The 22,633-nt window shown below is 59.1% G+C and carries 19 protein-coding genes; 12 read left to right on the top strand and 7 right to left on the bottom strand.

Annotation, left to right across the window (positions count from 1 at the left end):
• Window positions 1-7: 7 nt before the first annotated feature.
• On the bottom strand, window positions 8-400 hold the full coding sequence (locus CRI94_RS03070) for a response regulator (RefSeq protein ID WP_098074172.1): 393 nt from the start codon (window positions 398-400) through the stop codon (window positions 8-10).
• Window positions 401-708: 308 nt separating this feature from the next.
• On the opposite strand from CRI94_RS03070, the gene polA reads away from it, so the two are divergent.
• The 3 genes from polA (at window position 709) to CRI94_RS03055 (ending at window position 6,424) form a co-directional block, all read left to right on the top strand.
• On the top strand, window positions 709-3,489 hold the full coding sequence (gene polA, locus CRI94_RS03065; protein WP_098074171.1) for a DNA polymerase I: 2,781 nt from the start codon (window positions 709-711) through the stop codon (window positions 3,487-3,489).
• Window positions 3,490-3,707: 218 nt separating this feature from the next.
• A complete protein-coding gene (locus CRI94_RS03060) occupies window positions 3,708-5,078 on the top strand; it encodes a M16 family metallopeptidase (protein ID WP_098074170.1) in 1,371 nt (456 codons plus the stop codon).
• Window positions 5,079-5,137: 59 nt separating this feature from the next.
• On the top strand, window positions 5,138-6,424 hold the full coding sequence (locus tag CRI94_RS03055; RefSeq protein ID WP_098074169.1) for a M16 family metallopeptidase: 1,287 nt from the start codon (window positions 5,138-5,140) through the stop codon (window positions 6,422-6,424).
• A 108-nt stretch (window positions 6,425-6,532) separates the two neighbouring features.
• Here the strand turns inward: CRI94_RS03055 and CRI94_RS17805 are convergent, their stop codons facing one another.
• Together CRI94_RS17805 and CRI94_RS03045 are read right to left on the bottom strand one after the other, a co-directional pair.
• The gene (locus tag CRI94_RS17805; RefSeq protein WP_218919344.1) at window positions 6,533-7,483 is read right to left on the bottom strand and encodes a PspC domain-containing protein; all 951 of its coding nucleotides are present in this window, start codon (window positions 7,481-7,483) and stop codon (window positions 6,533-6,535) included.
• Window positions 7,452-8,078: a 5-formyltetrahydrofolate cyclo-ligase gene (locus CRI94_RS03045; RefSeq protein WP_098074168.1), complete on the bottom strand. Its 627-nt coding sequence runs from the start codon at window positions 8,076-8,078 to the stop codon at window positions 7,452-7,454. The genes CRI94_RS17805 and CRI94_RS03045 overlap by 32 nt, the downstream gene beginning before the upstream one ends.
• 321 nt (window positions 8,079-8,399) lie before the next feature.
• Here CRI94_RS03045 and CRI94_RS03040 point away from each other — a divergent pair, with 321 nt between their 5' ends.
• The 9 genes from CRI94_RS03040 to tyrS all read left to right on the top strand — a co-directional run bounded on the left by CRI94_RS03040 (window position 8,400) and on the right by tyrS (window position 16,221).
• Window positions 8,400-8,780, top strand: a complete 381-nt coding sequence (locus tag CRI94_RS03040) for a carboxymuconolactone decarboxylase family protein (RefSeq protein WP_098074167.1) — start codon at window positions 8,400-8,402, stop codon at window positions 8,778-8,780.
• A gap of 270 nt (window positions 8,781-9,050) precedes the next feature.
• Entirely contained in the window at window positions 9,051-10,433 is a 1,383-nt protein-coding gene (gene ffh / locus CRI94_RS03035) for a signal recognition particle protein (RefSeq protein ID WP_098074166.1), read from the top strand.
• 363 nt (window positions 10,434-10,796) lie between these two features.
• Window positions 10,797-11,420, top strand: a complete 624-nt coding sequence (gene rpsP / locus CRI94_RS17985; RefSeq protein WP_098074165.1) for a 30S ribosomal protein S16 — start codon at window positions 10,797-10,799, stop codon at window positions 11,418-11,420.
• A 48-nt stretch (window positions 11,421-11,468) separates the two neighbouring features.
• A complete protein-coding gene (gene rimM / locus CRI94_RS03025) occupies window positions 11,469-12,107 on the top strand; it encodes a ribosome maturation factor RimM (RefSeq protein ID WP_098074164.1) in 639 nt (212 codons plus the stop codon).
• A 43-nt stretch (window positions 12,108-12,150) separates the two neighbouring features.
• Window positions 12,151-12,849 (top strand): tRNA (guanosine(37)-N1)-methyltransferase TrmD, encoded by a 699-nt coding sequence (trmD, locus tag CRI94_RS03020; RefSeq protein ID WP_098074163.1) that lies wholly within the window; start codon window positions 12,151-12,153, stop codon window positions 12,847-12,849.
• A gap of 102 nt (window positions 12,850-12,951) precedes the next feature.
• Window positions 12,952-13,311, top strand: coding sequence for a 50S ribosomal protein L19 (rplS, locus tag CRI94_RS03015; protein WP_098074162.1), 360 nt, complete (start codon window positions 12,952-12,954; stop codon window positions 13,309-13,311).
• 162 nt (window positions 13,312-13,473) lie between these two features.
• The gene (locus tag CRI94_RS03010; RefSeq protein WP_098074161.1) at window positions 13,474-14,388 is read left to right on the top strand and encodes an MqnA/MqnD/SBP family protein; all 915 of its coding nucleotides are present in this window, start codon (window positions 13,474-13,476) and stop codon (window positions 14,386-14,388) included.
• A 46-nt stretch (window positions 14,389-14,434) separates the two neighbouring features.
• Window positions 14,435-14,899 carry an SsrA-binding protein SmpB gene (gene smpB / locus CRI94_RS03005; RefSeq protein ID WP_098074160.1) on the top strand — a complete coding sequence of 155 codons (465 nt, stop codon included), beginning with the start codon at window positions 14,435-14,437 and terminating at the stop codon, window positions 14,897-14,899.
• A gap of 98 nt (window positions 14,900-14,997) precedes the next feature.
• The gene (gene tyrS / locus CRI94_RS03000; protein ID WP_098074159.1) at window positions 14,998-16,221 is read left to right on the top strand and encodes a tyrosine--tRNA ligase; all 1,224 of its coding nucleotides are present in this window, start codon (window positions 14,998-15,000) and stop codon (window positions 16,219-16,221) included.
• An 87-nt stretch (window positions 16,222-16,308) separates the two neighbouring features.
• On the opposite strand, the gene CRI94_RS02995 is transcribed toward tyrS, so the two are convergent.
• From CRI94_RS02995 to CRI94_RS02980, 4 genes are all read right to left on the bottom strand, one after another.
• Window positions 16,309-16,845 carry a hypothetical protein gene (locus tag CRI94_RS02995; RefSeq protein ID WP_143815276.1) on the bottom strand — a complete coding sequence of 179 codons (537 nt, stop codon included), beginning with the start codon at window positions 16,843-16,845 and terminating at the stop codon, window positions 16,309-16,311.
• Window positions 16,846-16,902: 57 nt separating this feature from the next.
• The gene (locus tag CRI94_RS02990) at window positions 16,903-17,568 is read right to left on the bottom strand and encodes a 3'-5' exonuclease (protein WP_098074157.1); all 666 of its coding nucleotides are present in this window, start codon (window positions 17,566-17,568) and stop codon (window positions 16,903-16,905) included.
• Window positions 17,569-17,636: 68 nt separating this feature from the next.
• Window positions 17,637-19,505 (bottom strand): putative nucleotidyltransferase substrate binding domain-containing protein, encoded by a 1,869-nt coding sequence (locus CRI94_RS02985; RefSeq protein ID WP_098074156.1) that lies wholly within the window; start codon window positions 19,503-19,505, stop codon window positions 17,637-17,639.
• Between the two features lie 522 nt (window positions 19,506-20,027).
• Window positions 20,028-22,340, bottom strand: a complete 2,313-nt coding sequence (locus tag CRI94_RS02980; protein WP_098074155.1) for a carboxypeptidase regulatory-like domain-containing protein — start codon at window positions 22,338-22,340, stop codon at window positions 20,028-20,030.
• Window positions 22,341-22,633: the final 293 nt, after the last annotated feature.

Below are 22,633 nucleotides of genomic sequence, written 5' to 3'. Positions count from 1 at the left end.
AGTTGCGTTACGACAGCATGGGCGAGACGTATGATGAACCGTTTGCGACAGCCCGAACCGCATCTCGAATCTCCTTCGTCGTACCTTTGACGACGTACCCTGCGGCGCCTGCCTCAATCATTTCATCGACAATGCGCTGGTCCGTGTGACCTGAACAGATGAGTACAGGCACGTCTGGCCGTTCGCTTCGAAAGTGCCGAAGGAGCTGTTTTCGTCCCACGTCCGGCAGCGAGGCGTCGAGAACAATCACGTCCGGGTCGGCATCGGGGAGCATTTGCATGGCGGAACGGCCACTCTCGGCAACCCAGGGGACGTTGATGTCGTCACACGACGACAAAACCTGTTTGACAAGAAGACGCATCGCCGCATGGTCTTCTACGAAAAATACCTTGGTTATCATTTTCCGCTAACGAAAATTCAGGCAGGGTGGATACGTCTGATTGCCTCTTCGCCAATCGTTGGACAAAAATAGGGGCGGCATCAAACCGATACATCTTTTTCGCCCGTCAAGCACGCCGTAGTGGAGTCGTCTGCATGTTCGGTGGGCGTGGAGGCGGTAATCTTTTTCTCCGATGAGCCAAGGCCAACGCTTCCAAACGGAGGCCTGTTTATCTTCGTAGCTCGTTCGTCTTGGCCCCGAACCCTACCGTCTGGCCGGCATACGATAGCACGGTCCAACAATTTCTCACCGCCGCCTGCACTGCCTGCATGGAGAACCTCGTCCACGAGTCGTCCAATGGGGACGGCAACACGCTGTACCTGATCGATGCAATGGCGCTCGCCTACCGGGCGCATTATATCTTTATCAGTCGTCCCCTCATCAACTCGAAGGGGCAAAATACGTCAGCGTCATACGGCTTCACCAACTCGCTGCTGAAGCTAATCAACGATCAGGAGATCGACCATATCGCGGTCGTCTTCGACGCCGTAGGAGCAGGTGGCACCTTTCGGGAAGATATATACGAGGACTATAAAGCCCACCGGGATCCGCCGCCAGAGGAACTGCTAGAAAACCTGCCTTTCATCAAGGAGATTGTCCAAGCGATGGACATCCCGGTCGTGGAGATGGAGGGTGTCGAGGCCGACGACGTGATTGGGACGCTGGCGCGAAATGCGGAGGAGGACGGCGCGGAAGTCGTCATCGTGTCGCCGGACAAGGACTTTAAGCAGCTCCTGTCGGAGCGCGTTCGGATTTACAAGCCGGCCCGAGGTGACCAGGACTTCGAGATCATCACAGACGACGATTTCCGGGAGGAGTACGGTCTCGATCCCACCCAGTTTGTCGACATGCTGGCGCTATGGGGCGATAGTTCGGACAACGTCCCCGGCGTTCCCAACATTGGGGAGAAGACGTCGATGAAGTATCTCAAGAAGTACCACGACGTCGAAGGATGCATCGACAATGCGGACGAGATCGGCGGCAAACGCGGCCAGAACCTCGTCGAATTCGCCGACGATGCTCGGATGTCCAAAGAGCTCGTTCGGATCAAGACGGATCTCGACGTGGCGCTGGACTGGCATACTCTCCTTGCGGCCCAGCCGAAAATGGAGAAGCTGAAGGTCCTGTTCTCTGAGCTGGAGTTCGAGTCGCTTCTCGATCGCTTTGACGTCGAGGTCGAAGAAGCCGATGAGGTGGAGGAAGGGGAAAACCTTGAGTTTGATTTCGGGCCGTACGAGGAGGTTAAAACGATCGACGCGGACGCGGTCGATTATTCGTTCCTGAAAAATCGGCACGAGCTTGAGCAGTTCGTAGAGACGCTCACGGAGCAGGAGCGCTACGCCTTCGACACGGAAACGACAAGCACCGACCCTCACTACGCATCGCTGGTCGGAATGTCGTTCGCATGGGAGGATGGAGTGGCTGTCTACGTGCCGACGCCGATGCCGGACGGGACGTCGACGGATGATGTGCTCGATCTTATCGGGCCGATTCTGGAGCGCGAGACGACCAAAATTGCGCACAACATGAAGTACGACATGCTGGTGATGCGTCGGCATGGCGTCGAGCTCGGTGGGCCGGTGCTCGACACGATGGTTGGTCACTATCTCTTTGCCCCCGAAGAGAATCATAACCTCAATGATGTCGCGCGCTCGGTTCTGAACTATAAGATGGTGCCGATCACCGAATTGATCGGCGAGGGGGCGAGTCAGGTCTCAATGCGGGATGTTGAGGTCAAAGAGGCGGCCCGGTACGCGTGTGAGGATGCCGATATCACCCTTCAGGTTGCCGAGAAGCTGGAAGAGAAGCTTCAGGAGGTGGATCTAAACGAGGTGGCGGACGACATCGAGTATCCGCTCGTTCGTGTGCTCGCCGACATGGAATTCGTTGGCATCCGCGTCGATACCGACGTGCTGGATCGGATCTCCGAGCGGCTTGCTGGCGAGCTTGATGAGCTGGAGGGGCGCATCTATGAGCTGGCAGGGGAGGAGTTTAACATCAACTCCCCCCAGCAACTCGGGGAGATTCTGTTTGAGAAGCTGGATATGCCGGTGATCTCCAAGACGTCCACGGGCAATCCGTCCACGAAGGAGAGCGTGCTGCAAGAGCTCTCGACGGATCATGAAATTCCCGGCCTCGTCCTCGACTGGCGAAAGACGTACAAGCTGAAGAGTACGTACCTCGACAGCCTCGGCGAACTGGTTCATCCGGAGACGGGACGCATCCACACCAGCTTCAATCAGACGCGAACAGCTACCGGTCGGCTCTCGTCGAGCGACCCGAACCTTCAGAACATCCCCGTTCGGACCGCCGTCGGGCGTGAGATCCGGGAGGCGTTCGTGCCGCAGGACGATTGGCAGCTTCTCGCCGCAGACTACGCGCAGATCGAATTGCGAATTCTTGCGTCCATGAGTGGCGATGAGGCGATGCAGGAAACGTTTCGCACAGGTGGCGACATCCACACGGATGCGGCAGCTCGCGTGTACGGCATCGACCCGGCGGACGTCACGCGCGATCAGCGCCGGAAGGCGAAGGAGGTCAATTACGGCATTCCATATGGCGTATCGCCGTGGGGCCTCGCTCAGCGCCTTCGCGTCCCGGTCGGGGAAGCACAAGACCTCATTACCCAGTACCAGAAGTCATATCCCGGCGTCTCGACCCTGCTGAATCAGCTGGTCGAGAAGGCACGGCAGAATGGCTATGCAGAAACGATGCTCGGCCGTCGCCGCTACATTCCGGAGATCGATAGCTCGAACTCGAACCGCCGCTCCTGGGCTGAGCGCGTTGCCGTGAATATGCCGATACAGGGCACGCAGGCGGACATGATCAAGATCGCCATGAACCGCGTCCACGAACGACTGGCGTCCGAAGCGCTTGAGGCGCGCATGCTCCTCCAGGTGCACGATGAGCTGGTGTTTGAAATGCCGCCGGCGGAGGAGGCCGCTCTTCGGACCCTGGTAGAAGAAGAAATGAGAGATGCCCTTCCGCTTGACGGCGTGCCCGTCGTGGTTGATATCGACGCCGGAGACAACTGGCTTGATGCGCACTGATCTGTAGTCCACCATCCACCGAGCATGCGCGCCGTCGTCATGCGCGACTGCATGTTCGGACAATTTGTACGAAACCGTTGCTGATGGATCGGTTCTTTTTGCTTCAGCCGGTGTAAGAACGAGCCTAGCCTGCATGCAGCGTCGTTTTGCATGTGGCCGAACGCGTTCAGAACCCCTCCCGATTTCATTTTCTGCACCTGAGTTTGAACCTTGATTGTATGGCGTCTACCGAAGTCTCTTCCCCGTCCGGCATTCCAGAATCGTTCGAGCACGTAGAAACGCTGGGTGGTATCCAGTCTTATCGCCACACGACGAACGGGCTCGAAGTTCTCATCTTGCCAGAGTCGGCAGCTCCAGTGGCCACATTCATGGTCACGTATCGGGTTGGAAGCCGGCACGAACCGATGGGCCTCACGGGCGCAACGCATTTCCTCGAGCATCTGATGTTCAAGGGAACAGAGCGTTTTCATAAGTCAAAGGGAACGTCCATCTTCAACGTGCTTCAGAGCGTCGGAGCGAAGGTGAATGCGAGCACGTGGGTCGACCGAACGAACTACTACGAGATGCTGCCACGCGAGCATCTGCCTCTGGCCGTTGAAATCGAGGCCGATCGGATGCGCGGCGCACTGCTCGACCCGGAGGATGTGGAGTCGGAGCGAACGGTCATCCTAAACGAGTATGACCGCGGCCGTAACGAGTCGACCTCTCGTCTTTTCGACGAGGTATGGGCCACGGCTTTTCTCGCCCATCCGTACCGTCACCCGACCATCGGCTGGCGAAGCGATATTGAGGGTGTGGATGATAGCGGTCTACGGCACTTCTACGACCAGTACTACTGGCCGAACAACGCAACCGTCTCCATCATCGGGGACGTAGACCCTGCGGAGGCGCTCACCCTTGTCGACCAGCACTTCGGCGACATCCCGCGTTCGGAGCACGAAATCACGAGCCCGTCCGTCCGCGAACCCGAGCAGAGCGGGCCGAGGCGGCTGGAGGTGCGGCAGGAGGGACAGTTGGGAGCCGTACTTCAGGCGTATAAGACGCCCGATGGTCGAGACGACGACGCTGAGGCACTCGATGTTCTCGGGCGAATTCTCGCATCCGGAAAGGGCAGCCGTCTGTTCCGGCGCTGCACTGATCGTGGCCTGACCACGGACGCCTACGCGATCAATTTCCGCCTTCGCGATCCGGGTCTGTTCTGCATTCTGACGTTCCTCGCACCCGACAAGACGCACGATGTTGTGGAGGAAGCTGTCGAGGAAGTGGTGCAGGAGGTGCAGGAGAATGGCGTGACGGAGGAGGAAGTGCGTCGCGCCCAAACGCAGATTCGGGCAAGCGAAGCGTTCGATCGGGACGGGCCGATGAAGGTGGCCTCCCAGCTTAATGAGGCCATCGCGACGGGAGACTGGCGCCTGTACGTCGAATACCCGGACCGTATCGATGCGGTGACGCCGGAGGATGTGCAACGTGTCGCGCGAACGTACCTGCTCGACGACCGCCTGACCGTGGGTCGATACGTGCCGACGGCCCCGCCAGAGGCGACCAACGGAGCCCAGGTTGCCCAGGCAGCCGCGGGGCCCGTGACGTAGTGCCACCGGACCTGCTTGATCCCTTCTGATTTCCAACTTTCGACTTACCGTTGTCGTCTATGAGTTCTTCTCCCTCTTTTGCCAACCGCGTTCAAGATCGACACGTCGGTCCGTGTCAGCTTCTTACGCTGCCGACGCCGGTGGAAAACTTCGTCTCGTTCAAAGCTTCGTTCGTAACGAACCCCGATTTCGCCGCCGGGGACGACATTCGGCAGGACCTGGCGGTCGCGCTGCTCGATAAAGGAACCGCCTCTCGTGATCGGTTCGAAATTGCGCGGGTCCTCGAAGATCGCGGAGCAAAAATCAGCATATCGTCGGATGGGCTCTATATTGACATCAGTGGCAAGGCGCTGACGGACGACTTTGCTGTCGTTCTCGACGTGCTTTCGGAAATGTTGCAAGAGCCCTTGTTCGATCCGAAGGAGTTCGAAAAAGCACGAGCCTCTACGATTGCCGATCTGCAGCGGCAGCTTGAGCAAACGTCCAGTCAGGCTGCGGGAGCCCTGTCTCGCCGACTTTTCCCGGAGGATCACCCGAATTACACACCGCCGACGGAAGAGCTGATCGAGCAGGCTCAGGCGCTTACGTTGGATGAGGTCCGCGATTACTACAATCGCCACGTTGGTGCCACAGACTTCCGGATGGCTGTTGTTGGTGATCTTGATCACAAGTCCGTGGAGGAGTCCGTTCTGGCTGCCTTCTCGGACTGGGAGCCGCACGAAAGTGAGGCGGTTCATGCCCGCGAAGCATCTCCGCAGGAGCCTGGTCGCAGCCTCGTCCCGATGGCGGATCGTTCGAACGTCGACGTTCGAATCGGTCACCCGCTCGATTTCTACCGGGACTCCGACGATTACGAGGCGTTTTACGTTGCGAATTACATCCTGGGAGGCAATTTCTCGGCGCGTTTGATGAACCAGGTCCGCGACGAGCAGGGACTCACGTACCACATCGGTTCCAGCATGAGCGGCGTGACGGTTTCGCACCAGGGAGCCTGGCGGACCGTCGTGACCCTCAGCTCGGAATCTCTTGAACGGGGCATTGAGGCAACGATTGACGTAATCCGAGATTTTGTTGAGCACGGCCCGACCGCGGAAGAGCTTGCGACGGTCAAGGAGACAATCACGGGATCGTTCGTCGTTGGGCTTGCGACGACCGGAAACCTTGCACAGACCCTGCTCACAAACGCTGAACGGGGCTTTGATGTCGAATACATCGATCGCTTTCCGGAGCTGATCGAGGGAGTAACACTAGAGGAAGTAACCGAGGTCACGCAGCGCCATCTGCATCCCGATCGTCTTCATGTGGGAGCTGCTGGAACGCTCCCGGAACCTGTCCGAGCGGAATGAGGTCGCCTGGCAAACGGTCGTAAACAAAAACGCCGCCTTGCCCTTTTGGGCAAAGGCGGCGTTTGCTTTTGCTCTGCCGGCTCGATGCGCGATAACGCGATTCTGGATCTAACTGTCGCGGATGATGCGCATCCGTTCCTCGTGTGTGAGCTCGGTGTCCTTCGGCATGGCCCAGCCGAGTCCGATGTAGGCGAGGATGAACGGGCCCCCCGTCACGATTACGCCAATAACGAACGCAATTCGTACGAGGGTCGGGTCGAGATTGAAATAGTGTGCGATGCCCGAGCATACGCCCATGATCCGCTTATCCGACATGGAGCGCCGGAGAGGAAAGCGCTTCTTCCGAAACGGATTCCAGGATTGGTCTGAGCCGGACATGTCGGGCATGCTAAACGTCGACGAGTTAGACGACTCCGTTTTTTTCGATTCGGAAGTCGAGGTCGCCTCGTTTGGTTTTGAACGTGACGCCGCGGACGTGCTCGCCTTCGACGCGCGCGACCGGTTGACGGCTTCCCGTTCCCGTCGGGTCTCCGTGCGACCGCGAGACAGGAGTCCAAACCCAAGCACGACGACGAAGACGCCGGCGAGCCATGGAAGAAGTGACACCATGGCCGGGAGTGCGATTCCCGACAGGATGCCCATCTCGGCCATCAGGTAAACGAAACCAATAACGATGAGCGCAATGCCCGTCAGCGTGGGTGCATTGAACCAGCTTTCTTGCTCGGCTTCCTCTTCGAAGAAGAAGGCATCGAGCTCCTCGTCACTGATGTGATCTAGACTGAGCGTTGTACGTCCCGTCTCGAAGGCTTCCTGCGGTGTAGGTCCAGATGACCGTCGTTGGGCGGCGTCCATATTCTGACGCATCGTCGAGAGGTCCACATTGGTCGTGTCCGATGACCGCGACTGATCACGGGTGGATGGGGAGGAAGAGCGAGTCTTGGAAGAACCGGAGGGTGTCATATTTAATTCCGTCGTCGGTGCAGGCAGAGCGGGTGCAGAAGCAAGAAGCGATGCGAGGCCGAACGAATCAGGGTTGTCCTGCTGCGTCAGGCGCGTCATCCGGGGAAGCGACTTTGTGCAATCCAGACTCCGTCACAATGATGTGAACAGGGATGTCGTGTGCGTCGCACGGCACGTGAGGGCGAACACAGTCGTCAAATGCCAGGAGGATGCGCGGAATAGAGGGGTCCAGGTCTTTGAGGAACGCATCGTAGTACCCCCAGCCGTGGCCGATCCGGTGACCATTCAGTCCGGCCCCGAGAGCGGGTACGATCACGGCATCGATGTTAGACAGTAGAACCTCCGGGCCATCGATCGGCTCCGCGATATTCCATTCGTTGCGTTGCAGGTCGGAACGTCCGGTGAACCGTCGGTGAGCCATCTCAGGCGTGCCGGCTTCGAAGCTAGTGACAACCGGCAAAGCTACATCTACGTCGCGCTCCACGAGGGCATCGATAATATAGCGTGTATCGACTTCATTCTGCTCAGGAATCGGCCAGTAAGCATGTACGCAGCTCGCCCCTCGAATTGCGGGCAGGTTCAGCACGTGCCGGGCAATTCGTTTGCTGCGATCTGTAATGGCACCGCGATCCATCGCCTTACGCGTGGCATCGAAGTGTTGCCGGAGTTCAGATTTTGTAGCAGAAGAAGGCATCGTCCGAGCGGCGGCGAGAGGCTCTCGAGATCGTCCGTGAAGGTTATACCGAGTCGAAACATCCGGGGTTGCTTACGTTGAAGCCGACCTCCGTGGCGACCCGGTTTCAAGTCTGTGTGTCAGCAGCGGATTCCATCCCGCTAGGCGTTGGACCGTGGAGTCAATTATGCAAACGATTACGATCAGTCGTTTGTTACTCCGCGTACCGGATCCAGGCTTGTTATTGATGCGGACATAGCCGGATCGGGTCGTTTCGCCGGGGATTACTCTGGCGAATGGATCGCTATCACACTAAAAATCGAACTCTCTGGCGAATTAATAATGAACACATCTGACGGAGCGGATCGTTTGGAGGCATTTCGGGCGTATAGGGACCGGATGAACGAGCGGATCCTCGAGGAGAAAGACCATCTGGGGATCAAGCGCTTTTTCAATCTGGATTCTGCGGCGTACCGTGATGGTGCGCTCGACGGCGGTACAAAAGAGCTGTTGGGGCTTGTTGCCTCCATGGTGCTGCGCTGCAACGACTGCATCGACTACCACTTGCAGCAATGCATCGAGCAAGGGTTTTCCGACGAAGAGTTGGAGGACGCCATGAACGTGGCTTTGGTCGTCGGCGGTTCGATCGTGATCCCGCACTTGCGACACGCGGTTGAAACGATTGATCTGCTTCGGGAAGAGAAAGAGAAAGCGTCCGAGTAGCATTGCCTTCGGCCTGTTGAAAAGAAAGGGCCACGTGACAACCGTGCGAAGTCTGCTCTTCCGCTCGTCCATCCGTTGTAGTTTCGTCCTATGGTGGCTACATTAATTGGTCTGTGTGGTGCCCGCAGTGCGTGGCAGTATAGCGCTCGGGCAAGCGACGGCTGTCGTGCCTGTGCATGGCAGCCGATTTCACGGAATACCCGGCCTGGGCATCGGTCCACCGGGAGCGAACGACGATCTCGATAATCTCCCTATCTGGCGCTCCGTCCCATGTTTGAGAGCCTCTCTGAAAAGCTGGAAGGTGCCCTGCAGTCCGTAACCGGACAGGGGCGGATTAATGAGCTGAATGTAGCGGAGACGATGCGCGAGATCCGCCGCGCTCTGCTCAATGCGGACGTGAATTATCAGGTCGCGAAGGAGTTTACGAACAACGTCAAGGAGAAAGCGCTCGGTGAGGACGTCCTCACGTCCGTGACACCGGGGCAACAGCTCACCAAGATTGTTTACGACGAGCTGACGCGTGTGCTCGGCGGTGAACATGTGGAGATTGAGTACGCTGAGGATCCGCCGACGGTTATTCTCGTGGCCGGGCTTCAGGGCTCCGGCAAGACGACCTTCTGCTCCAAGCTCGCCAAGCATCTTCGGAGCAAGGGCCGTGCGCCGCTTCTGGCTGCCGCGGACGTGTATCGCCCGGCGGCTGTCGATCAGCTGCAAAAGCTCGCGTCCGGCATCAACGTCCCGGTGTACACCGTCAGCGATGACGACGGGAAGCCGGTGCAGGATGCTGTGCGGGTTGCAGAGGAAGCCGTTGAAGAGGCGCGTAACACCGCCCGCGACGTCGTCATCATTGATACGGCGGGCCGCATGCACATTGACGAGGCCATGATGGAGGAGGTATCCACCATCAAGTCGGCGGTCGATCCGAATGAGATCCTGTTCGTCGTGGACTCCATGACGGGGCAGGATGCGGTAAACACGGCGAAAGAATTCAACGAGCAGTTGGATTACGACGGCGTCGTGCTGACCAAGCTCGATGGCGACACGCGCGGTGGGGCAGCACTCTCGATCCGGTCGGTCGTGCAAAAGCCGATCAAGTTTGCCTCGACGGGAGAGAAGCTCGACGCACTCACCGAGTTCTACCCCGACCGCATGGCGCAGCGCATCCTCGGGATGGGCGACGTCGTTTCGTTCGTTGAGCGGGCGCAAGAACAGTACGACGAGAAGCAGGCCGAGAAACTGCAGGAGAAGATCCGCTCGGAGGACTTCGACCTGCAGGACTTCTACGATCAGCTTCAGCGGATCCAGAAGATGGGTTCGGTGAAAGACCTTCTCGGCATGATTCCTGGCGTCGGGCGTCAGATCAAGGATCTGGATGTCGACGACGACGCCTTCAAGCATATTGAGGCGATGATTCAGTCGATGACGCCGAAGGAGCGCTCGCACCCCGAGATTCTGAACGGGACGCGCCGCCGCCGGATCGCACGTGGAAGTGGCGTCGAAGTGCGGGACGTCAACCAGTTGATCAAGCAGTTCCGCGAGATGAAGAAGATGATGAAGACCATGTCGAAGCTGACCGGCCAGGGTCGCTCGATGAACCTCAAGAAGCTCATGAGCAAGTTCGGTGGCGGCAACTCGCCGTTCCCGGGAATGTAAGCTCACTAGCGGGCGAACCCGAGAATCGCGTCCGGGCATGATTCGTTCGTGTCCGACGCACGTGGTATCGCTCGCACCTACCACCCTTTGTAGACGTACCCAATCCGGCGCCTTCCTTTGGCGCCAACGACATCGGCACGCGAGCGGACCTCTCCGGCTGCTCGCGCTCGCCGCGGCTGCCCCCGGTCCTGCCGGGGCCGCGATGACCGCTCGGCTTATCTACCCGAGCATCCACCTCATCGCCCACACGGAGACGTACCGATTTTCTTCGCCGCACCGGCAAGGCGAACCTAAGCGCCCGCCGGATCGCGACCGTCACGATCTGCCGAACTTACTTTGAACAGAACCCCGTAGCTAACGAACGTGTCTGTTAAACTTCGCATGCGCCGTATGGGGCGCAAGAAGATCCCGGTTTTCTCCATCGTCGCCACCGATTCACGCAACGCACGTGACGGACGATACATTGAAGACCTCGGTCGCTACTATCCGCTAGAACAGCCCGCCGAAGTCCAGTTGGACGAGGAACGGGCAATTTACTGGCTCAACCAGGGCGCACAGCCCAGCAATACGGTCCGCTCGCTTCTCCACAAGCGTGGCGTGCTACTGCGCCGGACCATGGAGCTCAAAGGCAAAAGTGAGGAGGAGATCGAGGCCGCTGTGGCCGATCACCTCGAACGCATGGCTGAAGCGGGCGACGAGCTGAAGAAGACGGCGGAAATGCGCCGTAAAGAAGCCCTCGAAGCCGAGCGCCAGCGTGCCAAGGAGCTCGAAGAGGAAGCTCGCCGCAAAGCTGAAGAAGAGCGCAAGGCGAAAGAAGAAGCCGAGCGTAAGGCCAAAGAAGAAGCGGCGGCCAAGGAAGCTGAAGAAGCTGCCGACGCCGACGAGGAGGACGAAGAGCCGGCCGCCGAGGAGGACGAGGCTGCAGAAGCTTCCGACGAATCGGGCGATGACGCATCCGACGACGAGGACAGCGACGACGACAAGTAACATATCGTCCGGCGCTCTCTGCGCCTCACTCCTGCGTTCCTGACGCCAATGCCGAACCTGGGCTTCCATACTCCATGCTTTACCCGACCGGATGACACCGGTGGCACGTCGGCTTCGGCCGATGACGCGACCGACGGTTCATCTGATTCCGGACCGACGGACGAGGCCGACGCACGTGTGCGTATCGGCTTCGTATTCCGCCCGCATGGCGTGCATGGCGAGCTCAAGGTGAACCCGGAAACGTCCGACCCGGAGCAGTTCGAGTCCTTCGAGCGCGTCCTGGTCGGGCCGGACCCGTATTCTGCCGAGCCCTACACCGTTGCTTCCGTCCGCTATCAGCAGACGAAGCGAGGCACGACCGTGATTCTCCGCCTCGACGAGGTGGAGTCGCGGACGGCCGCCGAGCAGATCACGAAGCAGTCCATTTTCGTCGATGAAGAAGATCTTGTCATCGACGATGACGAACTGCTGATCAACGATCTGATTGGCCTGGAGGTGCGGACGGATGACGGGGCGACCCTCGGTTCCGTTGGCAATGTGCTGGAGCATCCCGCCCATCTGACCCTCATCGTCAATCGCGGCGATGGAAGGGAGCTGATGATTCCGTTCGTCGCCGACTTCGTTCACGATGTGGATGTGGAAGGCGGCGTAATGATCGTTGAGCTCATCGAGGGCATGGACGAGTAGCCCTGCATGGAACGCTCGCGTATTGATGACTGCACGTGGTACCATGCGAATTGACGTTATAGCGGCGTTGCCCGACATCGTTCGTGGCCCGATCCAACATAGCATCGTCGGTCGGGCTCAGGACAAAGGGGCGGTTGAGATCGAAGTGCATGACCTTCGTGAGTTCGCCGAAGGCAAGCATCGGCAAATCGATGACTATCCGTTTGGTGGAGGCGCCGGAATGGTGCTCAAGCCGGAACCGATATTCGCTAGTATCGATGCAATCAAAGATGCGCACGGCGAACCGGATGAGGTGATTTTCCTCACGCCGGATGGAGAGCCGTTCGACCAGCCGATGGCGAATCGCCTGTCGATGGCCGAGCACCTGGTTCTCCTCGCGGGCCACTACAAGGGCGTCGATCAGCGGGTTCGAGATGAGCTCGTGACGCTCGAAGTGTCCATCGGAGATTACGTGCTCAGCGGCGGTGAATTGCCGGCGCTGGTCCTGATTGATGCTGTCGCGCGACTCCAACCCGGCGTGCTGGGTGATGCGTCGTCCGCACTCACCGACTCGTTTCAGGATGGGCTTCTCGATGCGCCGGTCTACACGCGACCGGCAGAGTATCGCGGCCTCAGGGTTCCTCCCGTGCTTCGTTCGGGGAATCACGCCGCGATCACCGAGTGGAGAGATACCGTACGGATTGAGAAAACGAGGCGCCGCCGACCGGACTTACTCGAAGACCCTGCTGCCGAGACCGGCTGACGGGTCGCTTTTGACCTTCGCGCTGCTCCCCTGCAGCCTATTCGACATTCCCGGCAGATCAGTTGACTGCCACCAACCCCAAAAATTTACGAGGTACCCGTTATGGCTACCACCGACCTCATTTCCCTCATAGAAACCACGCAACTCAAAGACGACCGGCCGGAGTTTGAACCGGGCGACACGGTGAACGTGCACCTCCGCGTGGTCGAGGGTGACAAGGAGCGGATCCAGCAGTACGAAGGCGTTGTGCTTCAGCGCCGCGGCAGCGGATCCAGTCAGACCTTCACGGTCCGCAAGATTTCCAGCGGAATCGGCGTCGAGCGTATTTTTCCGCTGCACTCGCCGCGTATCGCCAAAATTGACGTCGTTCGCCGTGGTCGCGTTCGCCGTTCGAAGCTGTTCTACCTCCGCGATCGTGCAGGCAAAGCCGCACGGATCAAGGAGCGCATGCGTGATGCGTAAGCCGGTTTTTTCGGCGGATGCGTGGCTGCGTCGGCTATTGCCGATTAGGCGCACAGTATCCAACGGCTCTGCACGCGTCTGAGTCTGAAGGCTCGGACGCGTGCTGTTTCACGCCTATGGGCCATTGATTTCGCGTCTCTCGGAAAAGAATCGCCTGTCTGAATGAAGCTCGCCATCTGGGATTTACCGCCGGCAGAGTTTCTCGTGTCCGGATTTACGTCCGGAGCGGTGTCCAACCCGTTTGACATCCTGCGATTCCGTCCGGAGGAGTGTGCGCGGCGCCTCGTTCAGGGGGAAGTCGACGTTGCGCTTCTCCCGACGACGCTCGCATTGCAGGCTGCGGACTCGATCGATGTCATTCCCAGTGTGGGACTGGTCTCGTGGAAGTATCCGTACGCGCGTCTCGCCTGGAGCGGGGGACTGCACGATTACCCGAAGACGGTGGCGTACGATCGCCGTGTCTCACAGGAGCGGTTTATTGCTCGCGTGGTGCTTCAAGAGCACTACGGTGAGGAGCCCGCCTTCGTCCCGTACGACGGCCTGTCCCCGCGCCAGCTCATGGACACGGAGGAAGACGCTGCCCTTCTCGTTGGAAACGACGTGCCGGCCATGGAGGTCGATACCTTCTCCATGGACCTTGGACGCGAATGGTACGAGCTGACAAACTACCCGATGGTCTGGGGCCTCTTCGTCACGCGGCGCGACCAGGCGACGGATGATCTGACGGAAGCGCTCGTCGACGGACGCAAGGCTGCGGAAGAAAACCGCGACGTCTGGGTCATGGCGCAGGAGACGTCACAGCGGCTCGGCGAGTTTTATCGCGAAGATCTGCGTTCGGCGCTCGACCGGCTCGCGATTGCGAGCCTGACAGAGCTCCGGCAGTACATGTTTTACTATGACCTGACCGATGAGGTGCCGGACCTACCGTTCGTTTTCCTCGGACAGGGCAAGGAAGATGACGATGACGAAGGCCCGCCCCCGGAAGCCCCACCGTCCAGTGGAGATCAGCCCCCTGGCTCGCCCCCGAACTTTCCGAAAGGGGATCTGCCGGACCTCAACCCGGGTGGCGACGACTAGCGCGAGGCCCGGCGATACGATTGACAAGACGTGGAAAAGGTGAGTTATGGGAGACGGAATCAAAACAGTTGAGCGTAATAAAAAGGCACGCTTCAACTACAACATCGAGGAAACCCTGGAGGCAGGTCTTGTGCTGAAAGGCTCCGAGGTGAAGTCCGTACGCGAAGGCAAGGTGAGTCTCGACGGGTCGTACTGCAGCGTGGATCGCTACGGCGAAATGCTGCTGCACGATGCATACATCAAGCCGTACGAGCAGGCGAGCCACTTCAACCACGAGCCGCGCCGGAATCGAAAGCTTCTGCTGAAGTCGAGTCAAATCGAGAAGTGGGGCGACAAAGCCGAGCAAGAGGGCTACACGATCGTTCCGCTCGAGTTGTACTTTCGCGACGGCTGGGCAAAGCTGAAGATCGGCCTCGGCAAGGGGAAGAAGCAGCACGACAAGCGGCAGTCGATCAAAGATCGAGAGTCTCAGCGCCGACTTGATGAAGTGAAGAAGTCGTACAACATCTAGCGGTGGAGGGGCTTCCCTCACAGATCACCGCACCGTTCACGGCCCGGTCGACGTAGCCGGGCTGTTCATTTTGTCCAATCAATTTCATCCTGCAACGAATGCCGTTCCCACCTGTCGACGAACAGCTCAAGGTTCTGATGCGTGGCGTCGAGGAGGTCGTGCCGGAAGATGACCTCAAGAAGAAGCTGAAACGCTCGCGCGACAATGACACGCCTCTCACCATAAAGCTCGGCTGCGACCCGAGCCGGCCGGATCTGCACCTCGGGCACACCGTCGTCCTCCGAAAGCTCCGCCAGTTTCAGGATCTCGGGCACCGCGCGGTGCTCATCGTTGGCGACTTCACCGGAATGATCGGTGACCCGACGGGGCGATCGAAGACCCGTCCAGCGCTGACCCTGGAGGAGACGCGCGAGAATGGTCGCACGTACTACGAGCAGGCGACCCGGATTCTCGACGAGGACAAGACGGACATCGTCTACAACTCCGAGTGGCTCGATGAAATGACGTTTAGCGACGTCATCGAGCTTGCCGGCACGTACACGGTGGCGCAGATGCTTGAGCGCGAAGACTTCAAGACGCGCTACCAGGCGGGCCAGCCGATCAGTATTCACGAGTTTCTGTACCCGCTCGCGCAGGCCCAGGACTCGAAACACATCGAGGCGGATGTCGAGCTCGGTGGAACCGATCAGCGGTTCAACCTCCTCGTGGGTCGCCACGTACAGGAGGTTGACGGTCAGGAGCCACAGGTATGTATGATGCTTCCGCTTCTGGTCGGCACAGACGGGCAGGAGAAGATGTCGAAGTCGCTCGACAACGCCATCGGGATCAGCGAGTCGCCCGCGGAAATGTACGGGAAGACGATGTCGATTCCGGACGAGCAGATCTATCGCTATACGGAGCTCATCACGGACATCCCGACGGAGGCGCTCGACAAGGTGAAGGCGTTCGCAGAGGAGAATCCACGGGACGCCAAGCACCAGCTCGCCGCGCGCATCGTGACGATGTATCACGGAGAGGACGCCGCGGAAGAGGCACGCGAGCACTTTGAAAAGACCGTCGTACAGGGTGGTGTGCCGGAAGACATTGATGAATATGTTTCCGAGGCGGACGAAGGAGAGGAGGTTGGGCTTCTGAACCTGATGCGTGGTGCAGGCCTCACGCAGTCAAATAGCGAGGGGCGCCGCATGATCAAGCAAGGCGCCGTTTCCATCGATGGTGAGACGGTCACGGATACCGGCCTGTACGTCGACGTGTCGGATCGGGCCCCGTTCGTCCTGCAGGTTGGGAAACGCCGCTACGCTCGCGTTCTCTGGAACGGATAGGCCGTTCCATTTCGAATCAACATGAGAAACGGCTCACCGGGGCAATCACGCCCGGGTGAGCCGTTTTGTGTTTGCTCCCTGCAGGTTCTATCCGTCGGTGGATAACGGTTCCTCTCGGACCAGCGTGTACCCGGTTACCTGTACCGTGTCGACATCGACGATCTCAGCCGTGACCGGCGTACCCGACTCCGTGTATAGGGTGCGCAGGGAGTCGTACTGGATGCCAATCGATTCATGTTGCTCCCCGAACGGGTTAATGAACGTGAGGGAGTTTTTGTCGAACACGTAGGTTTCACTGGCGGCCGAGTCGGTTGTATCGATGCCGATGCTCCGCCAGCGGCCCTGCAGGAAATCCTGTAGCACGTAGGCGGAGTCGAGAGAATGGATGTCGAGGTAGGTAGCAACCGAGTCGCCCCGCTCGATGCGCATCAGCGATCCGGTTGTACGGAAATGCCGTGTCTCGATCACCGAGTCACCTTGCAACACCTCCACGGTTCGCGGCGTGCTGTCTGGGTATACTTCAACAACGCGCTCCGTCGTTTTCGGGCCTTCTTTGCCACAACCAGAGAGAACAAGAACGAGCGCAGCGATGAAGCCGGCAGCGAGCGAGAGAGAGCGAGACATGAACATGTACGAGAACGATTAGGTCTTGAGTCAGGAAGGTGAAGGGCTCCGGCGTGATTATGCGAGAATCGTCCGGAGGGGAAGAGCGTCGCGTCCGGCCCAGCGCGGAAGCAGAGCCAGGTACAGTTCAGCGGTCGCGACGGCGTCGGAGAGTGCGTTGTGTGCGGCGTATCGCGGAAGACCGTACGCTGTGCGCAGGGCGTGCAACCGAAGTTCGCCCTCTTTGATCTGTTGGTTCCCCCGTTCGCGGAGATGTCGGGCGAGTTTAAGGGTATCGACGGTCCGTGTAATAAGTGGCATGTTATAGTGCCGATGACAGGCCGCGTTCAGAAAACCGTAGTCCATCGCGGCGTGATGTACGAGGAGGACCCGGCCGGATAGTTCGTCCAGTGTCGCATCGAGAGCGCTTCGCTCAGGAACCGCTGTGTCCAGATCGGTATCCGTGATCTGATGAATTGTGGCGCTTTGCTGCACGGACCCGTCGATCTGGATCAGCGTGTGTCGCGCACTATTTCCCAGAATGCGGTCTCCTGCAATCCGGACGGAGCCAATACTAACGATGCGATCTGTGGCAGAATCCAGACCTGTCGTTTCCAGGTCTAGAGCCAAAAACTCCAACGCCCTTACATCTTCACGTTTTGAAGGAAGGGGAACGCTCAAGTATTTGGCCATCGCTCCGTTTGCCTGGGCGCGATACCATTTCCGACGCAACGTTCTAATCATGGCTGAACCGGCGAATCGGAGCGTAGATCACGGAGGTCGTTCACAGCGTCTGGGGACCCGGAGGCACGCTAGGAGATAAAGCTGGTCTGGTAGCGCTGCGACAGCGCGGACTGCATGCGCGAAACGATCCGGAATGCATCCTTGAGGTGTCGCCGATCGAAATCCGAGAGGGAGTTTGGAGACACGTAATTGTCCGGTTCGATGCCCTGTCGAATCTGGTCGACCTGATGCTGAAGCCGAACCGTGGCGATGAACTCGTAGGCATCCCGCAGGTCCGCGGCATCATCGGCGTTCATCGCACCGCGATCCGCCAACTGAGTGAAGCGCTCGAGGGTGTTGACGGCGGACACGCCATTCCCGAGCGCGTTGATCCGGGCCAGGTCAACGATTGGGACCACACCATTGAGTTTGAGGTCGAGGGTGTCCTTTTGGTTGCCGTGCTCCTCGAGAACGAACTGGCGAAAGAAACCGAGCGGAGGCTTGTTGTCCAGTGCAGTGGCAGCGAGGGAGGCAAGGAAAATCGTGTTTTTTGCTGTGCGATCCAAAACAAACGCCTGTAATTCTCGCGTCAGGCTGTCATCGCCGTAGATGTGTCGTAGATCGAAAAAGATCGTGGAGTGCATGAGCGCCTTCGGGTGCGGCTCCTCGATCCAGTTGCGGAACGTATGTTTCCAGTCTCTGGTCGGCTGACGCCAGCGATCCGTGGTGGCCATGACTTCGCCGGGGCAGTACTCGTACCCGCAGGCGTTCAGCCCATCGCAGACGAACGTGGCGAGCTCGAAGAAATAGGCGTCGTTTTCCTCGGTCGCATCGTTAGCGAGAACGAGTGCATTGTCTTGGTCGGAATGGGCGGTTTGTTCGTGGCGCGCCTGAGACCCGAGCGCGAGCCATGCAAATTTGGTCGGAGGCTCCCCAAGTTCGTCGATGGCCAGCTCAATCAGGCGCTCAGTGAGGGCATCTGTGACGGCGGTGACCATGCGTCCGGCGTCATCCGCGCGAGCGCCAGCGGCGACCATCTGCCGCAGCATCGACGGGATCTGGCGACTCACCGTGGCGAGACGTTCCACGCTGTCGCATTTCCAGACCTCACCGACGAGGTAGACCGGACTGTCGACCTGCTGACGGATCAGGTCGGTCGTCGTCACCATCCCATGGAGTCCCTCGCCATCGACCACGGGCAAGTGGTGGACGTTATGCCGGCTCATCGAGAGCATGGCTTCAAATGCGAGCGCATCCGGCCCGATCGTATTTGGATCATTCGTCATCACCGTCGAAACCGGATCATCTGGGCTCACACCGGCGGCGAGGACTCGATTGCGTAGGTCGCGATCCGTGATGAGACCGACGAGGGTACTATCGTCGGTTAGCAAGAGGGATGAAACACGTTGGTCGCGCATTGTCTCGGCCGCGCGGCGAATCGAGGTGTCCGGTGACGCCGTAACCGGAGATCGGGACAACAGGCGTCGTAGTGGTGTCGTCAGTGGGACGTTCTTCTTCCCTTCATGCACTGCATCGTGGACGCGCTCGGCGTGTGCACGTGCGAAGAACCGGTCGAACGCGTCGCTCTCAGACCGGCATCGATCGAAGAGAGCTTCCGGGATGTGATACAGCAGCGTATCCTCGATCGTCGTGACTCGGCGGCTCGCGGGAGCGCCGGTCAGGAGGGAGGGGTATCCGAAGAACTCATGTTCGCCGAGCCGAGCGACAAGCACGTCGGCGTCATTGTGGAGCTCGACGGCTCCGGACCGGATCAAGAAAAGGGCTTCGGGTGCATCGCCAATGTCGAGGACGACGCTCCCCGACGGTGCGTACGTAATATCGATGGATCGGGCAGCCGTCCGGATTCCGTCGTCATTGAGCTCCGTAAAGGGAGGCGTTGACGACAGAAAATCGGCGATTTCGATGATCTCGATGGGTTCCGTCTCTCTAGAAGACATGGTCGTCCGCGATGGGAATAAGACGGGGTGTCAGCGCCTTGCGGCATTCATGTACAAATATAGGAGAGAAATCCGGAAGATTCAGAGCGCATCGGATCCTTGCTCTGATATCGTTTCGACCTGAAAATGTCGCCGTCTCCAACGTCTTCGACTTGGCGGACGCGCTCCCAGCAGAAGAACGATTAAGCGTATCCCGTTGAGGAACTGTTTGGCGGATGGGTTTCAAAAACGTACGCTTGGTCGTTCCTATCTATTCCCAGGCCTGATGCTGATCCGATGACACGTGAACTATAGACACTGTGCGCGAACCGAACGAAGCGGGGTTGCGCAGACGCCCCGAGGACCGACCGTATAAGTCGGATTCCGTATCACAGGTAGTGAGTGGCCATCAAGTGGAAGCACGACGAGGGAGGATGGGGTCGTACTCGACTCGGGTTACGTACCGCTGGCTCCTCCCATACAAAAGCCGCCACGGCACGAGGCACCGTGGCGGCTTGGTGTTGTTAACTGCGACGCAGAAACCTACTGAACGGTCGTCGACCGCCACTCGGTCTCGAGCGGAATCCGGAGAATGTCGCAGTATGGATCGCGGAGATTCACGCGTTGCACCTCTGCCCAGGTATCGAGGTAGTCGTCTCGGTACACGCTGATCGGTGCAAGGATGATCTGCTGCACGATTACCTGACTGAGACGCTTCGGACGCAACAGAAGACGCTGTGGCGTCAGGGAAGTGACGTCGTCAACCATCATCGTATCGAGCAACGGCGTCATCGGCTGGCGCAAGAACATCGGTGACAGCAGTAGCACGCGCGTCGAGTCGCGGGTCCACGCCTGAGGTACCGAGAGCGCAACGTCGCCTTCTGGAATGGGCGGGAGCGTTGACAGCGAGTCCAGTGTTGCCGCGAGGCCGACGAGCTCCTCGGTCGGAGGGAGGCCCGACCGGAGCGAGTCGCCGCGAATGGATCGCTCCAGGGAGTCAACGAGCACCGCCGACCGGATCATTTCCAGCGGCATCGTGCGTGACGTATCTCGCTCGAGAGCCGACCGGAGGATTTCCGTCCGGCGCGCATCGCGGAGTGAGTCCACATCGACGGTCTTCCGCAGAGAGTCGATTGTAATCCGTGGCTCTGGAGGGGCAGCCGTGATGGCGGTCGAGTCCGATACCGTCGTGTCCACCGCAGCGGAATCCACATGCACGGTGTCAACCGCGACGGAATCAGCACCGGCCATGGGAGGTGTCTGCGTCGAATCCGTAGCGGGCTCCGTTCGGATCGAATCAGCTACGGTAATGTCGGTCCCTGTCGTATCGACGAGCATCGAGTCGGCATCGACCGAATCGGATGCTGTAGGCATGACGTGTGACGTATCGAGGCGTGTACTATCAGCCGCGATACTGTCCGTCGCCATGGTGTCGATGGACGAGACATTCTGCGTCGTATCGGGCGGCGGAAGCAAGCCCGAGAGGAGCGTCGAGTCGGAGAGTAGCGAGTCGATACGAACCGAGTCGGGCACGAAGACCTGTGCGAGCAGTGAGTCGAGCGCCGTTGGATTGGACGCGGTCGGTGGCTCATGGCGCCATAGGGGACGGCGTCGCGTGCGCAGCGCTCGAGTTTCTGTGGAATCTTCGGTCCAGGAGGCCTCCAGGAACCCATCCAGGCGCGCCGGGTCGGCAATCAGGGTGTCGAGCTTTCTATCCTCAAATCGATCGACAATGTAGAGCGGAGGGCGCGTTGTGTCGATCGGAGGGAGCGTCACCGGACCGAGCGGCTCCTCCGGGGGGCGAAGCCGAAGTAGCGAGAGCGCCGTATTCACGTCGAGCGTGTCGTTCTCGTCCGATGAGTAGAGAACTTGGTCGTCGCGTGTGATTGTAGTGTCTGTGCCGAGCACGCGAACAAGCGTCGTGTCGACTCCGATAATCAGGCTGTCCGGTACAATGAGACGATCACTGACACGAAGCGTATCGAAGTACGGCGCGCGCAGTGAATCAAGGTTAACCGCGGGGAAGGTGGAGGTTGGCGTCGGGCGGAGGGTCTGGTCGAGCGAGAAGTTGTACCGCATCTTCGCGTAGATGGGGGTGCCATTCGCGACCGACTCGTCGATCTGGACTTCGGTCGGGTCGAGGCGCTGCGATTCTCGTGGAACAATCACGCGTACATCTCCGCGCTCGTAGACCCGCTTGTCTCCCATTCCATCCCCCTGCGGCGGAGCACCGGGATAGCTGAACGAAACGGGGTCGCCGTTTTCACGGACGAGCGACAGTTCATAATGCCCGTATGCTCCGAGATTCTCGGGCATGAAGATCGGGGCATTCACATTATTCGAGACAACCGGTTGAACGTAGACTCCACCATCCTCTGCAACAAAATCGAGCGTCCGGAGACGCACCCCGGTCGAGTCGTCCTCGAGGAAGTTGTTTACGTCGGAGTGGTAGTCGGCATTGACATCATTGCACTGCATGTCCAGTGACTGGCTGAGCATGGTGGTCGTAATCTCGACCGTACGATCATCCGGATTCACAACAGCAGCGACGTTGCGCCGGTCGTGGTATCCGTATTTGGATAGGTCGAATACGTAGACGCCGGGAGGCACGTCGGGTAGAACAAATTCCCCCCTTATGTTCGTCTTCAGGGTTTGGCCGGCACCGCGATACGACACCGTCACGCTGTCGAGCGGTTCACCGGTCAGGCTGTCGACAATGGTGCCCGTGATGGTCGAGCGCGTATCATCGGGACCGACGTCAATGATTCGTTGTGTCTCTGTCGTCTGACAGGCCGTAAGAGCAAGGGAGGAGAGGAGTGCGAGGAGGAGTAAACCTGTCGCCGATCGAAAGGACATTCGCGTGGGAAACGGTCGAAATGAAGGGCGTGGGAGTGGGGCGGGCCGCAACACGGGTAACCACCATGCTCAATTTCATGCGCACAATACCTGGGTATTACTGGTCGGGGAAAACCAGGTGCGGCAGCGTACCGGTCTACAACAAAAACGGGTCCAGATTGCGCTGGTCTTTACAAGCTTCTGTATAACTCTGGATCCAAAGCATTCGTGCTTCCATCGACCAGATTTCGTGTATTCCTGTGGCGGAAGGTTGATGTGCTGATGACACACATAAAAATCGGGGATCTCCCCAC

The organism is Longibacter salinarum (genome assembly GCF_002554795.1).
Lineage (GTDB): Bacteria > Bacteroidota > Rhodothermia > Rhodothermales > Salinibacteraceae > Longibacter > Longibacter salinarum.
Note: the sequence above shows the minus strand (reverse complement) of the source record. Positions and strands in the feature narration are given on the sequence as shown.